Below are 14,194 nucleotides of genomic sequence, written 5' to 3'. Positions count from 1 at the left end.
GAGATGGCAAGGGGTCTTCCGGAGTTTGAGTTATTAAAGAGTATACAGGGAATCGGAGATAAGCTCGCAACTGTAATTGTCGCAGAGATCGGAGATGTACGGCGGTTTAAAGAACCCAAACAACTGGTAGCTTTTGCAGGTTTAGACCCTGGAATATTCAGCTCCGGCAAATTCACGGCGACCAGCTCTAAAATCTCACGAAACACGGCTTCAAGAGGCTTCGGAGGGCGTTATATCTAGCCGTACAGTGCTGAACGAATACGAACCGGCCGCCTTCTGCTTTGAATTAGACCTGTATCGGCTGCAATTGGCAGGAGCGGACCCACTCGGACGGGGCGGCGAGGTGCAGGGACGGATGCAAGTATTGCATTTAAAGGACATTGCGGTGGTGAACGGCCAAGCCTTCTCTGCGGAAGTTGGGCAAGTGGATTATCTGTTGCCAAAGGCGGTGACCTCTTCATGAGCCGCAGTGACGGTATGTCCTATGCGCCGCTGTATGAGTCGCGTCCTGTAGTTCGGCCCGGCGAATTTGTATTCGCCGCGACGGCGGCATTCTTTGTGATATTGGTAGCCACCAGATCGAGCGGTTTCTCCACTATACGGGAAGCCGCTCCGGGAGGTGTTGCACAGCAAGGTGGCGAATTACGGCAACCCGGACTACCCGGAGCTGGAGGATTTCGGTGACGCAACGCTGACGGGAGACGAGGGCACCACCGGTTATTTCCGGGTGGACTGGTTTACGCCGCAAGGGCTTGGCACCTGGGGTGACGGTAGGACCATCATCATGGGGACAGAAGGGTATATTGAGCTGCGCAAGTATACGGATCTGGCCCGGGCCAACTCGACAGACCATGTTTACTGGGCGGACCGCGAGGGCGAGCATTACGAGCATTTGGCGGGTAAGGTCGGCTTTCCGTTTTTCGGGGAATTGATTCTCGACTGTCTGAATCGCACGGAGCATGCGATGACGCAGAAGCATGCCTTCCTGGCCGCGGAGCTGTGCCTCAAGGCGCAGGAGCAAGCGGTGAACCTTACGCTGGAGTGGCTCCGCTGGCCAAACCAACAGCGGAAAGAAGAATGAATCCTGTCCATAACGTAAAAGATAGGTGTGGCGGTGATCGGCTGCAGTGCGATTTTTTCGCTGCATGTTGAGGCGCTGGGATAGCTTGACGGCGTGCGTCTCCACCGACTGATTAAAGACATCCTCGCCCATATCGCTGCCGGAAAAAGGTTTGGACTGGACGTCAAAGAAGGTATCAAAACGCTGTGCATTATCGGCGTTATCTATGAATCCTCCCACCGCTTGGGCACTGTTCGGTAGCGGCGCGGCATTAACAGTCGAACAGCTCCTTGCGCTTGAAAACCAAAGCGGGGGGCTGTTTTTTCGTTCATAGTGAGAAAGGTTCTACCGGCGCCACTTAAGTACCATTCAGGTTCATAAGCCAGAATTCATTATGTTCAGTTATAATGCATTAAACAGAGTTCACTGCAGCCGACGAGGACATGATTCAAGGCATATTTCTAGAGAAAACCGGTTTATAGGGTTGAGTATAATAGTCGGATATTGAACTATATATAGTCGGAAAGTGTATAACGAGTCAATTCCTAAAATCTTATAATTAAAGTAGATAGTAAATAATCAACTTAAAAAGAGGGGGGAGTATTTTGAAAAAAAAATTATACCTGTTGTGATAGCAGGTCTTATGACACTTGCTCTATCAGGATGTGAAAGCGGTAACATTAGTAACGACGTTAAAAACAGCACCAATTCTAATGAAACAAAACCTGTCGCAAGTGAAGGGGCTACTTCAGGAGAAATTGACTTCAATGAGGAACCGTACACAATTAAAGTGAATTATGCGGTTCTAGGACAAGAGCAACCGGATCTTCCCAAGATTGAAGCGAAGTTGAATGAGCTCACACTGAAGAAAATTAACGCAAAAGTGGATCTTGAAGGGGTAAGTTTATACAATATGGCTAATGTTTACTCGCTAAAATCGTCCAGTAGAGAAAAGATGGATCTTATGCTTATGATGCCTGGAGACACCTACCTGTCGAAATTTGCTAACAACAAGATGATTCGACCGATTGATAAAGAGCTCGCTGAATGGGGACCGGCACTTCAGAAGACAGTGGGTTATATGCTTCCCGTAGGACAGTTTAAAGGAGAACAGTATGCGATTCCGCAAAAGTTTGCAACGCTTACAAACGGCTTTAATATGAATAAAGCAATCCTTGATAAATACAAGATTGAAATTAGTAATAATATAAAAACGTTGGATGAAATGGATCTGATTTTCGCTAAGGTACACAAGAATGAGCCAAATATGACCATTCTTGCACCAGAAGTTGTGTCCAGCAGTATTGCAGGTATTTTAATGAAATTTGATGGACTTGGTAATCTATATGGCGGTTTGATGAATGGCGAAGGTACGAAAATTACAAATTTATTTGAAGAAGAGGAATTTGTCAATACTGTTAAGAAAGTTCGAGAATGGTTTGAAAAAGGATATATTTCCAAGGATGTGAGCACATCTCAAGAAGATGGTGGAACATTATTGGATAATGGCAAAGTCTTTGCAACTGCTGCAGGCTCAGTGAATTTTATTTATGGTGGCTCTATTCCGATTGCAAAAAAATCAGTAGCCCTGCATGCTCCAGTGCGATTCACTTCAAATTCACAGTTATTTTTGTGGGCAGTCGCTTCATCCAGTGAACGTCCTGACAAGGCAGTCCAACTTCTCAATCTATTTAACTCGGATGAAGAGGTTGCTACGCTGCTGCAGTATGGTATTGAAGGTGTGCATTATGAAATGAAGGCTAATGGTACAGTGGATACCTCTAAAAATTCAAATTATCAAAACTACTGGCTGATGTTTGGAGACAGAGATATTAAACCACTTGGCGCTTCAGAAGTAGATGCAAGCGGATTTACTCCAGAGGAATACCGAGCAAAAGAGAGCGAGTGGGAAAAAAGTATTAGAGCATCTGAAGGATATGGTTTCTTCTTTGATTATTCCCCCGTTAAGACAGAAGTTGCTGCTCTAGATGCAGTTGTTAATCAATATTATAAAGTGATTGGTAACGGTTCGGTTAATCCCGATGAATTGTTAAAGAAGTTTAACGACACTCTTTATGATGCGGGGTTGCAGAAGGTTATGGATGAAAAACAACGTCAATTTGATGAATGGCGTACTGCTCAAGGTAAATAAGTGAAACGATGAGAATTCATGAGTAGTCTGATTGTTGGTATACAGTCTGCCCTTATAGCGATATGGATGTAAATTGGCTTCATTGTTTTAAGAATGACCGATTTGTTGTGTATAACCTCCGTGCAGGCCCTTGGTTACTAGGGCGTTCGCTGGCCTACGGATTTTTACAAGTAATTGCGACAATCTGCAGCATTTACTGTTAGCTAAAGGTAGATGGGATGTTTGGTCTTTTATGTGAGCAAACACGGTCAGATATAAGATTAATTATGAGACTTTGCTGGGTAATCTCAAAAATTTGAAAGTGGTGAAATTATAACATGAAAACAGTGAAATTGGGTATTATCGGCGTTGGTGTACAGGGGGGAACTTATGCGGAATTTCTGGCCGCGGGACGAGTGGAACAGATGGAACTGGGGGCGATTTGTGACATTGATCCTGCCAAGAAAAAGTGGGCAGCGGAAAAATATCCGCAAATACCCTTCTATGACAGTTACATCGAAATGATGGAAAGTGGCAATGTTGATGCCATTATAACTTGCGTGCCACATTATCTTCATCCTGAGATGGGCATTGAGGCACTTAAAAGAAATATTCATGCCCTTGTAGAGAAGCCAGCAGGGGTATACACAAAGCAAGTAAAAGAATTAAATGAATTTGCGTTAACCAAGCCTGAACTGACTTTTGGTATCATGTTCAATCAACGAACAAATCCGTTATATCAAAAGTTAAAGGAGTGGATCGACAAAGGCGAGATAGGTAATATCCGCCGGACCAATTGGATCATAACAAACTGGTGGAGACCGCAGGGATATTATGATCAAAGCGAATGGAGAGCTACCTGGGGAGGCGAAGGAGGTGGCGTTCTCGTTAATCAGGCTCCCCACCAAATTGACCTATTGCAATGGATTTGTGGAATGCCCCAAAAAGTTTATTCAAATGTAAAGTATGGATACCAGAGAGATATAGCTGTGGAAGACGAAGTGACTGCTATGTTCGACTATGGCAACGGTGCAACTGGTGTTTTTATTACCTGTACACATGATGTGCTGGGAACTGATCGATTCGAAATTCTTGGTGACAAAGGTAAAATTCTGGTAGAGGATAGCAAGAAGGCAACTATCAGAAGACTGATTACGTCTGAAAATGAGATGAACAAAAATCTGGTCTGGCCTGATGGTCTAAGGATTTTCATGGGATCTGATCATTCAGAAGTTTATACAGAAGAAGTGATTGAATTTGAGAGTGCATGGGGTGACCAGCATATCGCTGTTCTTGATAACTTTGCAGCTAATATTATTGATGGAACCCCGTTACTAGCTCAGGGAAGCGAAGGCATACACGGTGTGGCACTTGCTAATGCTATCCATTTGTCGAGCTGGTTAGGTCGCGAGGTTGAATTTCCTTTGGATGAAGAATTGTTCCTGGCCGAGTTGAACCAGAGAGTCGAAGAAGAAAAGAAACAGTCTCTCATATTATAGAGCGTTCAGGATTGATAAGGGAGTGAAAGAATAATGTTAAAAGCAGCGGTAATCGGACTTGGAGATGTATCCCATATTCACATTGCAGCAATCCAAGCAAACCTCGATATTGAGCTTGTTGCCGTATGCGATACGGATGAAACCTTGGCTCGTGCGGTGTCTGGTGCCAAATTTTATACGGATTATACAAAAATGCTGGAGAATGAAGTGCTGGACTGTGTACACATTTGTTTACCCCATTACCTTCATTACTCGGTTACAAAAGCTTGCGTAGAGAAAGGAATTCATGTGTTCCAAGAGAAACCGCTCGCGTTAAATGCTGATGAGGTTAACGCATTCATTGCACTTGAAGCGGAAAACAGACATGTGAAAATCGGAATATGCTTTCAAAACCGATTCAATGAGACTTTTGAAAAACTGCAGGAAATTGTCGCACAAGGACAATACGGAGCTGTAAAGGGGATTAAAGGAATTGTTTCTTGGTCTCGGTCCCAGGAATATTATACAATCAAGCCTTGGCGGGGTCAAAAGAAGTTATCCGGCGGCGGTGTTATAATTAATCAAGCCATTCATACCCTGGATCAAATGCAATTGCTGGGTGGTAAGATTGCATCTATACGCGGTTCAGTCAGCCAGCTTTTGGATTATGGGATTGAAGTGGAGGATACGGCATCAGCCCAAATTCGGTTTACAAGTGGAGCAACAGGACTCTTTTTTGCCACCAATGCATACGTGGATAATTCAAGTACTGAAGTTGAAGTGATTCTAGAGCAAGCTACGTTTAGGATCAAAGATAATATTTTATGGAAGATAAACGAAGATGGAATAACTGAACGTTTGGTGGAGGACAGTAGAATGCCAGGGTCTAAATTCTACTATGGAGCGGGCCACATTAAGCTTATTCGTAAATTCTATCAGTGCATCCAGAATGATTCCCAAGATTACGTTCATGTCAAAGATGCTGCAATATCGATTTGGATGATTGAAGCCATCTGCAAATCTTCACAAATTAGAATGGAAATCAACTTAAAGGAGAAGAAGGAATGACACATGGGAAAATTGGTTTGCAAATGTTTAATCTAAAGAACAAGATAGCAGAAATCGGTATCTATGAAACATTTAGAAAAATAAAAGACCTCGGTTTTAGCTATGTTGAGATAAGTAACATTGAAATGAGCAATGACAATGTCACTGAACTTCGAAGAGCAAGTTCAGCATTTGGTATTACGATTGTTTCGGTAAGTGCCTTGCTTGAAACATTTCCAGGGGTGCCCGGTGAATCTTTGACTCAGGATTTTGATAAAATCGTAAATGACTGTAAGCAACTAGGTTGCAATACTATACGCATTGGTATGATGCCATTTCATCTGATAGGCCATAAAGATAAAATTATTGCCTATATTCAAGAGGCGGAAACTATAGCGGAGCAGTTGGCAGCGCATGGCATAGAACTTCACTATCATAACCATCATATTGAATTTGAAAAATATGACGGAAAATATTTGCTTGAGATCATGCTGAACAGCACTTCCAAGCTTGGGTTTGAACTAGATGTGCATTGGGTACAGCGTGGAGGTGAAAACCCTATTGAAATCATTAAAAGATTCGCAGGGAGGATTTCACTGCTGCATTTAAAAGATTTTAGAGTTGGCCGTATACAAGCAGTTGAAGAAGATTTTAAAGATATAAGCAAATTTATGTATAAATTTAATAACAACATTGAGTTTGCTGAACTGGGCTTGGGAAATTTGGATATCAAAGGTATTATGGAAACTGGGCTTGCGAGCGGCGTAAAGTATTTCCTTGTGGAGCAGGATGATACCTATGGCAAGGATCCTTTTGATTGCCTAGAAACCTCAGCTCGCTATTTGAGGCAGCTTGGCTATGCAGAGTTGTTCTAACAAGCCTCTTGCATGCTACTTTAGCTGAGAACAACGAAGACAAGATCAAGATTGAATAATCTTCTTATATTATTCAATATATTAGTGTCTTTATTTAAACGAAATAAAAATTAGAGCAGCAGTTCCCAAAAAACTTGAGAATTGCTGCTCTTCTTGATTTAGAAAACTGAGCTACTACTCACACCATATCTTAGCTTCGCACTGAACTAAACGAGCTAAAAGCCCCTTTGCTACCCTTCTGATGTTTGAGATGCTGCGGTCAATGGTCCATTAGACCAAATATTGGGGGAACAGATGCATCGTTCCTGCTGCTGAAAAAACAGCTGTTCTCCTTTTTCGATGAGGTATTTGTGTATTCACAATATGGTTCAATGGAAAATGTTTGCTATAAGCACCATGCGCATATCATAAATCGTTAGGTAAGAGAGTAGCGCTTGAATCAACTCATTATCCGAATCTGTCATCGCTGCACGGTCTAGAGCTACGTAGCGAACATGAGCGAAATGCCGCATATCTCTGACGACAATAGATAAAAAAGAAAATTGTCCGACCAGCTTTTTTACTGGTAGTTCTTGTTCCTCCTCCAGAAAATCCAATAGATTGACCCGTGCATTACTGGTTAGATATAAAATCATGATTTATCCCTCTTTCATTACCAGTAGAATGATTCCAACGATAACCAAGCCTACATAGAAGAACAGCTCAATGAGTTGCTTCTGTTTGTTCATTGTTATCGCCCTCCCGCAGTTCCCATATAGGCAAATTTGTACTCCGGAATTTCAAAATGAGCATGCAAACGCTTTGAACCAATCATTAACAAAGCGTGTTCCCTTTTCTTACTGGCCAGCAGTTCTTCCTCGGCATCAGTCAAATTGTACAGGTCTCGCGTTTCCTGCAGATTTTTCCCGTCCGTTCCCATGAGTATCTTGATGCTCGGGATATCCAGTAAGGCTTGGCCGTACATTTTAATTTCAGGGGCTAGGAAGTCCACTACGCTATGCGAGATAATGGCTAAAGCCGCTTCATACTTCCGAGCTCGTTTTTCAACATTTCTTAAAAAGACCAAGCTTTGAGGCACATTGGGGTCAATCATCAGATAACATTCATCACTGATAAGCAGCACTCGCTCATTTCGGTCTTGGGACATCTGCTCCCAGCACCAGGACAGCAAATTAAAATACTGTGTCCGCTTAATATTGTCAGAGGTATTTTGTAGTGTATGAGTATCCAGACAAATGCAGCGGCTGTTGGTGTGAATCGTGCTGTGACCATTCCATAAGAAAGAATCCCCGCCGTGTGAAATATCGTACAACAGCAGGGAAAGCTCTTTATACACGTCGTCGCCAAGTGTTTGTTCTTTACCATGAATGAGAAGGTGCAAATCTGAGAAGGTAGGGAAGTCCATATTTTGTAATTTAGTGATATCGGTAGACCAGGTAATGTGGAATTGATTGTACAATTCAATCAGGCATTGTTTGAGGACGGCCTTTTGCATCATGGACAGGTCAGGGATGTAGAGGTTAAAGAAAATCTCCAGGTTCTTGAGGTGAAGGGCCATATCGGACATGCCGTTGCCTTCGTCTTTGTACAGAGGGAATTCTTCATTCTCATCGTCGCGGGGAGCCGGACGGATCTGCAGGGGATTAATTTTGCCATTTGAACCGCCACCAGCATTGATCCAATCACCATTTAACAACAGACATAGCTCTTTATATTCCGATTCGGGATCAATAAAAATAACTTTGGTGCCCTTCATATATTCACTTAGGGCAATATGCTTAACGGCCGTTGATTTGCCTACACCCGCTACGCCCATGACAACAATATTGGAATTGGTACGATCTCCACCACGCTTCCATAGATCGACGATAACCAGGCCGCCGCTGGCATCCTTGGCCAGATAATAACCGGTTCCATCATTAAAGCCGCTGCTGGCAAAGGGGAAGCCGCCTACAAAGGTGCTCATTGGCATTATTTTATTCAAAATACTCTCCATAGTGCCTTGGGATGGATAGGTTGGGGATAAATGGCGAAAGCTCTCCTTCTGTAGATGGGCCAGCGTACGTATTTTACAGCGCATCATACTAAAGGTATTTTCCACGCGGCGGCAGGTACGGGCAAATATTTGCTCATCGTCGGCAAATGGCATCACTAGCACATTCATTAGTCCTACGGTTTCACCGTTCTGGTCAATTTGCAGCATAATACTTTCCCCATCACTGGCTGCTTTTTCGGCGCGCTGCCGTGTGAGCGGATCTTTGGCACTGTCGGCCAGACTACGGTTCTGCGTTATGGATTTGGAAATGGCGGATATCAGCGCACTGTTATCAATGGGCTGAAAGCCGATGGAGACCATTGTGGCCGGCAGATTGGTGAGCGTGGAAAGCCAACCTACATCGGCCTTTGGTGGGTACTGGATCACGCCGTACAACTTAGCGATTTGCTCTCCAATGACAAGACCATTTCGGGAAAACTCCAATCCCATGGGTGTAATTACGTTGAGAAGAGAAGCATTTACTGAGGCTCTAGTTGTGGTTTGCTTCATAAGATTACAACTCCTTCTAGCTGATAATCCAAAAAGGACCGCCAGCGGCTGCGTTTTTGCGGGCTTCATTTAGAATGATGGAAAAGTCCCAAGCTTGATCGCTGCGTTTACGGCTGGCCGGATCAGCGACTAAAATTTTGCCGTCAGCAGTTACGCCGCGCAGCACCATAAAATGGCCAGAGGAAGTAAAATGGCCTTTGCCCATAATGGCAACAACCAGTTTGCCATGGGATAGAGCATCAATCACTTTTTGCTGTTCTTGAATCTTGGCTCCTTGCACATACAGTCCAAAATGCTTCGCCCCATCAGGAATGAGACTATGGTAACTACCAGTACCTTCCGCCAAATATCCATTCTCATACGCCCACTTCGACATGGAAACGGGATCAACTGGGGTTTGGGTCAACGTTGAAACGACAATGGACAAGGAGGTCGGTCCGCAGCCGGAAACGCCGATGGTGCCGCTGGGACCGTAGGGCTTGTTCGTCCAGCGGGTGTCCATCTGATTGTAGTAGACGACTTCCCGACTGCCGTCCTGAAAAGTGACACCTTCATATTGCTGTCCTTGGCTCTCTTGATAACCTTCTTCGGTGTCGCTAAGGGATTGATCATAGCCATAGTCCATGCGCATTTCATCGACAATAGGTGCTTCATGAGTTCCCAACAGCAACTTGAGTGATTCAATGGGGGAGGTGAGCAGTTGCAGCACCATCGCGGCAAGCAGCAGAAAACCAACAACAGGGGTGAGGATCAGCATCAATAATCGCTTACGAGAATCTTCATCGACTGCGGCCTTAACTGTAAGCTTTGCCAAGAGTTTCGCAGTTGCAGGGTCCATACTTACACCTCCTGAAGAAAGGGGATGACAGCTTCCGGCTGGGTGCTTTCCAGATGGGTATAGGCTGGGTTATTGACTAAATTACATAGCTGGACAATCTCCTGTTGCTTTAACACATGAGCTTGAACCTGTCCGTCCTCGAAATGTTGGACCAAACGTTTAGCCTTCTCTTGCAAGTCTCGTTCTCCGCTTTCTTGGCGTTGCCACAAGATCAGATAAAACTGCCGTTCCACCACTTCGCCGGACAAGGCAAAGCTGTTCATCTCCAACATTTCTTGCCGCAGCAACTCCTTCTGTTTGATGTCGGCATTGGGAAGTAGTGCGCCAAGCTCGGAAATCAGCGGGGAGATATCGACAGGACGGCTCACGGCCAGAAACTTAAAGGGAAAGCGAACGGAGGAAAGCTCTGCTGTTAATTTGCTGATGAGTAGCCGCTTCTCAGAAGGACTTAACAAGTCCAAACTAATCGGGAAAATGCGTAAATAACACAGCAGCCAGCCATCCTGGGTATATAGGATGCTCTCACGAATGTCTTGAACATTGACAAACTGTTGTGCCGATTGCGCGGCAACGGATGCCTGTTCTCGGGTTATGGGTTTGCTTTTTTTCAAGTAAATCAAAACTGCTCCCCCACCGATAAGGCAGAGGAGCAGCATAAGAATAGGCAGCAGCATTAATGCGGCACAACCTTTCTATTTTGTTTTTTGTGGAGCAATGTGCCAATCTGAAAACAGATTCCCGGATATTGTAACCGTGTCTTGCAACTGTAAGGTCAGCATACCATCTGGAGTCCAGGCATCAAGGACACGTGTAATCGGTGTATAGGGACCATCGGGAAACCAGATTGGGGTAAAATGGACTCGGCTATTGTAGGTAGAAAACTCGTTAGGCTTTAGCCAGAAGCTGGCGTTATAACTCCGTTCTTTTAGATCATGGAAGCGCCAGTAGCTCTGATAACTATACTCCGGGAAATAGGTAACAGCATGCTGCGCTCCCGTAATATGATTACTTGGCGCATTGGAGGATAATGTCGTAGTGGTGTTAATCTCCAGCCCATAGCCGGATTTCATTTGTTTTGAAGAATCAACAGGAGCTTTGGAATCGGGGGAGACACTATGCTGAGCAAGAAGAGAAGCGGTATAGCCGGTCCAGGAGTAATCCCACCAACCGTTGTCCTTCCAATATCCATAATCCGTCCAATATCCGCTGCCTTTTCCGTCTCCAATCCATTGCCAATTTGAAATCCATACCCAATACTCATGCCAGCGTGCAGACCAAATGCCCCATGAGGCGGTTGTTTTGGCTGAATAAGCTGGAATGGCAGGAAGATGAAAGGAAGAATTTCGATCCGTTGCTTTCGGATCAGGAGGCTGATTTTGATCTAAATCCATAATGGAAGCTGTGATTTGGTTTTCACTTAACCACCCATCAGAGGCCGTAATTTGGATATTGACGTTTTGAGGTTTGCTGGGAGTTCGCCATTTTACCCACACGATTTGGCTGTCTCCGTCCGGAATGACAATATTGGTTACCAAATAGCTGCTGCCCATTATAGAGAACGTGACGTGAGCTGGAGATTTTGGAGTGATTGCACTGCTAGTGGAGAGCCGAACCGAAGTAATGACATCCGTATTGGTACGATACTGCACGTTGCTTTGGCTGGGAGAAGGTGTAGTTGGAGCATCCCTAAAACGCACAATGCCTAAACCGAGTGAGCGGATGATTTGGTCGTCATTAACACGGTTTGCCGTCGAGCCGTTCCAAGCTGCAAAGCCCAGGTCAGGAGTTTCTAGAAATAGAGCAAGAGGGAGGTTTTGATGGGTAAGACTGACCATTTTGGATCGTAGTCCGCCACTGAGTACTTGATTGTACAATGCAGCTTCATGAGCCGTCATGGCCATCTTAGTGCCTTCAAACGTGATGTAGGCAATGGGTTCAAGGAGAAGTTTGTAGTTACCGTTAGTCAGAGTGTCAAAATTAACGTGACTGGCCTCAGCAATGTATCGAACAACCAATTCATCGGTAAAATAGCTTTTTATTTCTTCAATACTGGTTTGACCTCGATCTGATTTAATAATAAAGGGTAGTGCTTTTTGAGGTTGGACATAGGAGTAGGTACCAGTGTTGGGGGTCAAATGTGTTCCCTGTTTATACTGTAACTTGCTGATTTTCCCGAAATGTAAGATGGTGCCGGAAGGTGTTCGATTCGTAAAATCAATGGGAGAAGTGACTGGCGTTTGATCGTTATTACGAACGATAGTAACACGCACTCCCTCATCATGGGTGTTCCAGAAATTTTGGTTACTGCCACTACCCATTCCTCCGCCACCATGATCAATGTTACCTTCCCCGTCACCATCGGCAAAAATTGAGTGAGGAACAATGAGTAAGAGGCCAACAATGATGAGGAGTGCAGTGATGAATTTTCTCAAAGGAAATCCTCCTCCAAAATGAAAAAAGCGTAGCAGTTTTGCTACGCCTTTTAATAGGTTTTAAGTTCAGTCCATAGTGCCGACTTTATTGCCGGTCAGTTCATCGCCTTCCTGGCCTACAGTCGTTCCTTGACTCTCGCCTCCTTGATCTTCAACCCATCCAAAACCAGGAACATACACTTGACCCTTGTTATTCTTGTCTCCCGCTTTAGGTTTAGCTGCTTCCTTATTCGGAGTTGTTTCCTTTTCTTCATAGCTAGGCGGTTTATCTGGAGATTGCGGCTTATCTGTTTTGTTAGGCTTGGGCTTTGGGGGTGCTGTTGGCTTTGGCGCTGCGGTCGCTTTTGTAATAGGAACCCCAACTTGCTTCGTCCCCACATCTGGTTGAAGAATAGGAGTTTCTGTTACAACGGCTTCTGCCGTTGGCTGTACAGCGGGCGCTTCTGTAACCTTAGGAACCGGAGATATTGGGGAAACAGAAGGCGAAGGACTAAGAGAAGCGGAAGGAGTGACATCAGGCACGATAACTAACGAAGCAGGAGGATTGGAGGAAGGCGAGACAGTAGGAAGAGTTTCAATATCAGCAGGTTTTTCACCTGATAGACTAAACAACCAAACGCCAAATACAGCCAGAAGAGCAATGCAGCCTGCCCCTATCCAGGCTTTGCGTTTCATGATTTCTCAGCTCCCTTTAATTGAAGGTGAAGTAATAAAAAATATACCTCAATTATAATGTATAAAAATGTAAAATCCAAGTTAGACCTTGATTCTGATTTATTGCTCTATAAAATTTTGAAAAAGTGCCACGACTGCATGTGAATAAAAAAGGGAAGAAATGATTTTTTTAAAATTGGGGACGGTATGCAGCGTTCACCTGTAAGTGGGCATTCATAGCAGGCATATATCCCCAGCCGAATGATAAGGGAACGGTAAGATGGATTTGCACTTCGGCTGTAAAGGACTGAACGGAATCAGGAGACGCCGGGGCAAACGGCGTATTGATGACATTCACTTGAAGATCAGAAATGCTGTACTCAATCATTTGATTAGATTTTCGGACATAGCGGTCTCCCTCTTGAGTCAAACCCAAGTCCTGGCTGATGCGGTGATACACATCACCTGTTGTCCACGATTCTTTCCATTGATTTCCGGAGCGGGCGAAACCGCCAGAATAGCTTTGTCGAAGTCCCGAGTAGACATTGCTGTAATTCTCCGTAGCCACCGAGATCACAGCGCCTTGCACGGAATCCCGTATATGGGAAGCAATGATGCTAAGCCGCAAATACTCGTAAATGACACATGAAATCATCAGCACGGCAAGCACGGCCGCTACAGTCAAGGGGAATCCGTTACCGGAGCGGTCCTTCCAAAACTTCATTTCCAGTACACCTCGCTTTTCCCCGTAGCCTTAGTCGTTAATTCAATCGGGAATGAAGCGGAATTCCCGAATAGCCCAATATTGACGGTAGTTCGCAAGGTGACGGTTACTTCTTGGTTAATGGGGATTTGCCCCGTCTTACTCCACGAGATTAAAGGATGAAGTCCAGTTTGGACCTGTAGTTCGGTTGCCCTTAGTGTGGTCTCCTGGCCCACCCGTCCAAATATTTCTGCCTCTCGAGCCAGTTCATTTGCATAGATATCCAATTGATGCTTAGTCACAAATACCGGCACAACTTTTATGACCAAAGCTACACAGAGCATCACGGCCATCACAAAAACGACGACATCAATATAACCCTCGCCGCGATTATTGGTGAGGCATTTCATGGTCTGCCTCCTTTTCTCTTG

General features: G+C 44.6%; 13 protein-coding genes and 2 pseudogenes. 7 read left to right on the top strand and 8 right to left on the bottom strand.

The annotated features are described in order from the left end of the window. Positions 1 to 12 precede the first annotated feature (12 nt). The 7 genes and pseudogenes from TX85_RS22540 to TX85_RS22510 form a co-directional block, all read left to right on the top strand. Positions 13 to 251, top strand: a pseudogene (locus TX85_RS22540) (IS110 family transposase); the annotation flags it as partial. Beyond that, entirely contained in the window at positions 248 to 463 is a 216-nt protein-coding gene (locus TX85_RS22535) for a hypothetical protein (RefSeq protein WP_044482096.1), read from the top strand. The pseudogene TX85_RS22540 and the gene TX85_RS22535, both read left to right, overlap by 4 nt. Positions 464 to 545: 82 nt before the next feature. Further along, positions 546 to 1,081 (top strand): annotated as a pseudogene (locus TX85_RS22530) (Gfo/Idh/MocA family protein); the annotation flags it as partial. Positions 1,082 to 1,703: 622 nt separating this feature from the next. After that, entirely contained in the window at positions 1,704 to 3,212 is a 1,509-nt protein-coding gene (locus TX85_RS22525) for an ABC transporter substrate-binding protein (protein ID WP_222860724.1), read from the top strand. Positions 3,213 to 3,529: 317 nt separating this feature from the next. Beyond that, complete coding sequence (locus TX85_RS22520; RefSeq protein ID WP_044482094.1) at positions 3,530 to 4,690, top strand: Gfo/Idh/MocA family protein; 1,161 nt, start codon at positions 3,530 to 3,532, stop codon at positions 4,688 to 4,690. Positions 4,691 to 4,723: 33 nt separating this feature from the next. Next, on the top strand, positions 4,724 to 5,737 hold the full coding sequence (locus TX85_RS22515) for a Gfo/Idh/MocA family protein (protein WP_044482093.1): 1,014 nt from the start codon (positions 4,724 to 4,726) through the stop codon (positions 5,735 to 5,737). Beyond that, on the top strand, positions 5,734 to 6,591 hold the full coding sequence (locus TX85_RS22510) for a sugar phosphate isomerase/epimerase family protein (RefSeq protein ID WP_044482092.1): 858 nt from the start codon (positions 5,734 to 5,736) through the stop codon (positions 6,589 to 6,591). The genes TX85_RS22515 and TX85_RS22510 overlap by 4 nt, the downstream gene beginning before the upstream one ends. A 368-nt stretch (positions 6,592 to 6,959) precedes the next feature. Here the strand turns inward: TX85_RS22510 and TX85_RS22505 are convergent, their stop codons facing one another. From TX85_RS22505 to TX85_RS22470, 8 genes are all read right to left on the bottom strand, one after another. After that, the gene (locus TX85_RS22505) at positions 6,960 to 7,226 is read right to left on the bottom strand and encodes a hypothetical protein (RefSeq protein ID WP_044482091.1); all 267 of its coding nucleotides are present in this window, start codon (positions 7,224 to 7,226) and stop codon (positions 6,960 to 6,962) included. A 95-nt stretch (positions 7,227 to 7,321) separates the two neighbouring features. Then, on the bottom strand, positions 7,322 to 9,136 hold the full coding sequence (locus tag TX85_RS22500; protein ID WP_044482090.1) for a VirB4 family type IV secretion system protein: 1,815 nt from the start codon (positions 9,134 to 9,136) through the stop codon (positions 7,322 to 7,324). 16 nt (positions 9,137 to 9,152) lie between these two features. Then, positions 9,153 to 9,974 carry a C39 family peptidase gene (locus TX85_RS22495; RefSeq protein WP_044482089.1) on the bottom strand — a complete coding sequence of 274 codons (822 nt, stop codon included), beginning with the start codon at positions 9,972 to 9,974 and terminating at the stop codon, positions 9,153 to 9,155. Between the two features lie 2 nt (positions 9,975 to 9,976). Beyond that, positions 9,977 to 10,648, bottom strand: a complete 672-nt coding sequence (locus TX85_RS22490; RefSeq protein WP_044482088.1) for a hypothetical protein — start codon at positions 10,646 to 10,648, stop codon at positions 9,977 to 9,979. 18 nt (positions 10,649 to 10,666) lie between these two features. Then, a complete protein-coding gene (locus TX85_RS22485; protein WP_044482087.1) occupies positions 10,667 to 12,406 on the bottom strand; it encodes a hypothetical protein in 1,740 nt (579 codons plus the stop codon). Positions 12,407 to 12,472: 66 nt separating this feature from the next. Further along, on the bottom strand, positions 12,473 to 13,081 hold the full coding sequence (locus TX85_RS25565; RefSeq protein WP_049895182.1) for a DUF6550 family protein: 609 nt from the start codon (positions 13,079 to 13,081) through the stop codon (positions 12,473 to 12,475). Positions 13,082 to 13,250: 169 nt separating this feature from the next. Next, positions 13,251 to 13,784 (bottom strand): hypothetical protein, encoded by a 534-nt coding sequence (locus TX85_RS22475; protein ID WP_044482086.1) that lies wholly within the window; start codon positions 13,782 to 13,784, stop codon positions 13,251 to 13,253. Then, entirely contained in the window at positions 13,781 to 14,173 is a 393-nt protein-coding gene (locus TX85_RS22470; RefSeq protein WP_044482085.1) for a DUF4320 family protein, read from the bottom strand. The genes TX85_RS22475 and TX85_RS22470 overlap by 4 nt, the downstream gene beginning before the upstream one ends. Positions 14,174 to 14,194 lie beyond the last annotated feature (21 nt).

This window comes from Paenibacillus antibioticophila (assembly GCF_000455265.1).
GTDB lineage: Bacteria > Bacillota > Bacilli > Paenibacillales > Paenibacillaceae > Fontibacillus > Fontibacillus antibioticophila.
Note: the sequence above shows the minus strand (reverse complement) of the source record. Positions and strands in the feature narration are given on the sequence as shown.

Bases quoted from the DNA above. Each gene is read 5' to 3' on its own strand.
- TX85_RS22515 (WP_044482093.1), top strand. From the start codon at position 4,724: ATGTTAAAAGCAGCGGTAATCGGACTTGGAGATGTATCCCATATTCAC.
- TX85_RS22475 (WP_044482086.1), bottom strand. From the start codon at position 13,784: ATGAAGTTTTGGAAGGACCGCTCCGGTAACGGATTCCCCTTGACTGTA.
- TX85_RS22470 (WP_044482085.1), bottom strand. From the start codon at position 14,173: ATGAAATGCCTCACCAATAATCGCGGCGAGGGTTATATTGATGTCGTC.
- TX85_RS22510 (WP_044482092.1), top strand. From the start codon at position 5,734: ATGACACATGGGAAAATTGGTTTGCAAATGTTTAATCTAAAGAACAAG.
- TX85_RS22505 (WP_044482091.1), bottom strand. From the start codon at position 7,226: ATGATTTTATATCTAACCAGTAATGCACGGGTCAATCTATTGGATTTT.
- TX85_RS22490 (WP_044482088.1), bottom strand. From the start codon at position 10,648: ATGCTGCTGCCTATTCTTATGCTGCTCCTCTGCCTTATCGGTGGGGGA.
- TX85_RS22520 (WP_044482094.1), top strand. From the start codon at position 3,530: ATGAAAACAGTGAAATTGGGTATTATCGGCGTTGGTGTACAGGGGGGA.
- TX85_RS25565 (WP_049895182.1), bottom strand. From the start codon at position 13,081: ATGAAACGCAAAGCCTGGATAGGGGCAGGCTGCATTGCTCTTCTGGCT.
- TX85_RS22495 (WP_044482089.1), bottom strand. From the start codon at position 9,974: ATGGACCCTGCAACTGCGAAACTCTTGGCAAAGCTTACAGTTAAGGCC.
- TX85_RS22500 (WP_044482090.1), bottom strand. From the start codon at position 9,136: ATGAAGCAAACCACAACTAGAGCCTCAGTAAATGCTTCTCTTCTCAAC.
- TX85_RS22525 (WP_222860724.1), top strand. From the start codon at position 1,704: ATGACACTTGCTCTATCAGGATGTGAAAGCGGTAACATTAGTAACGAC.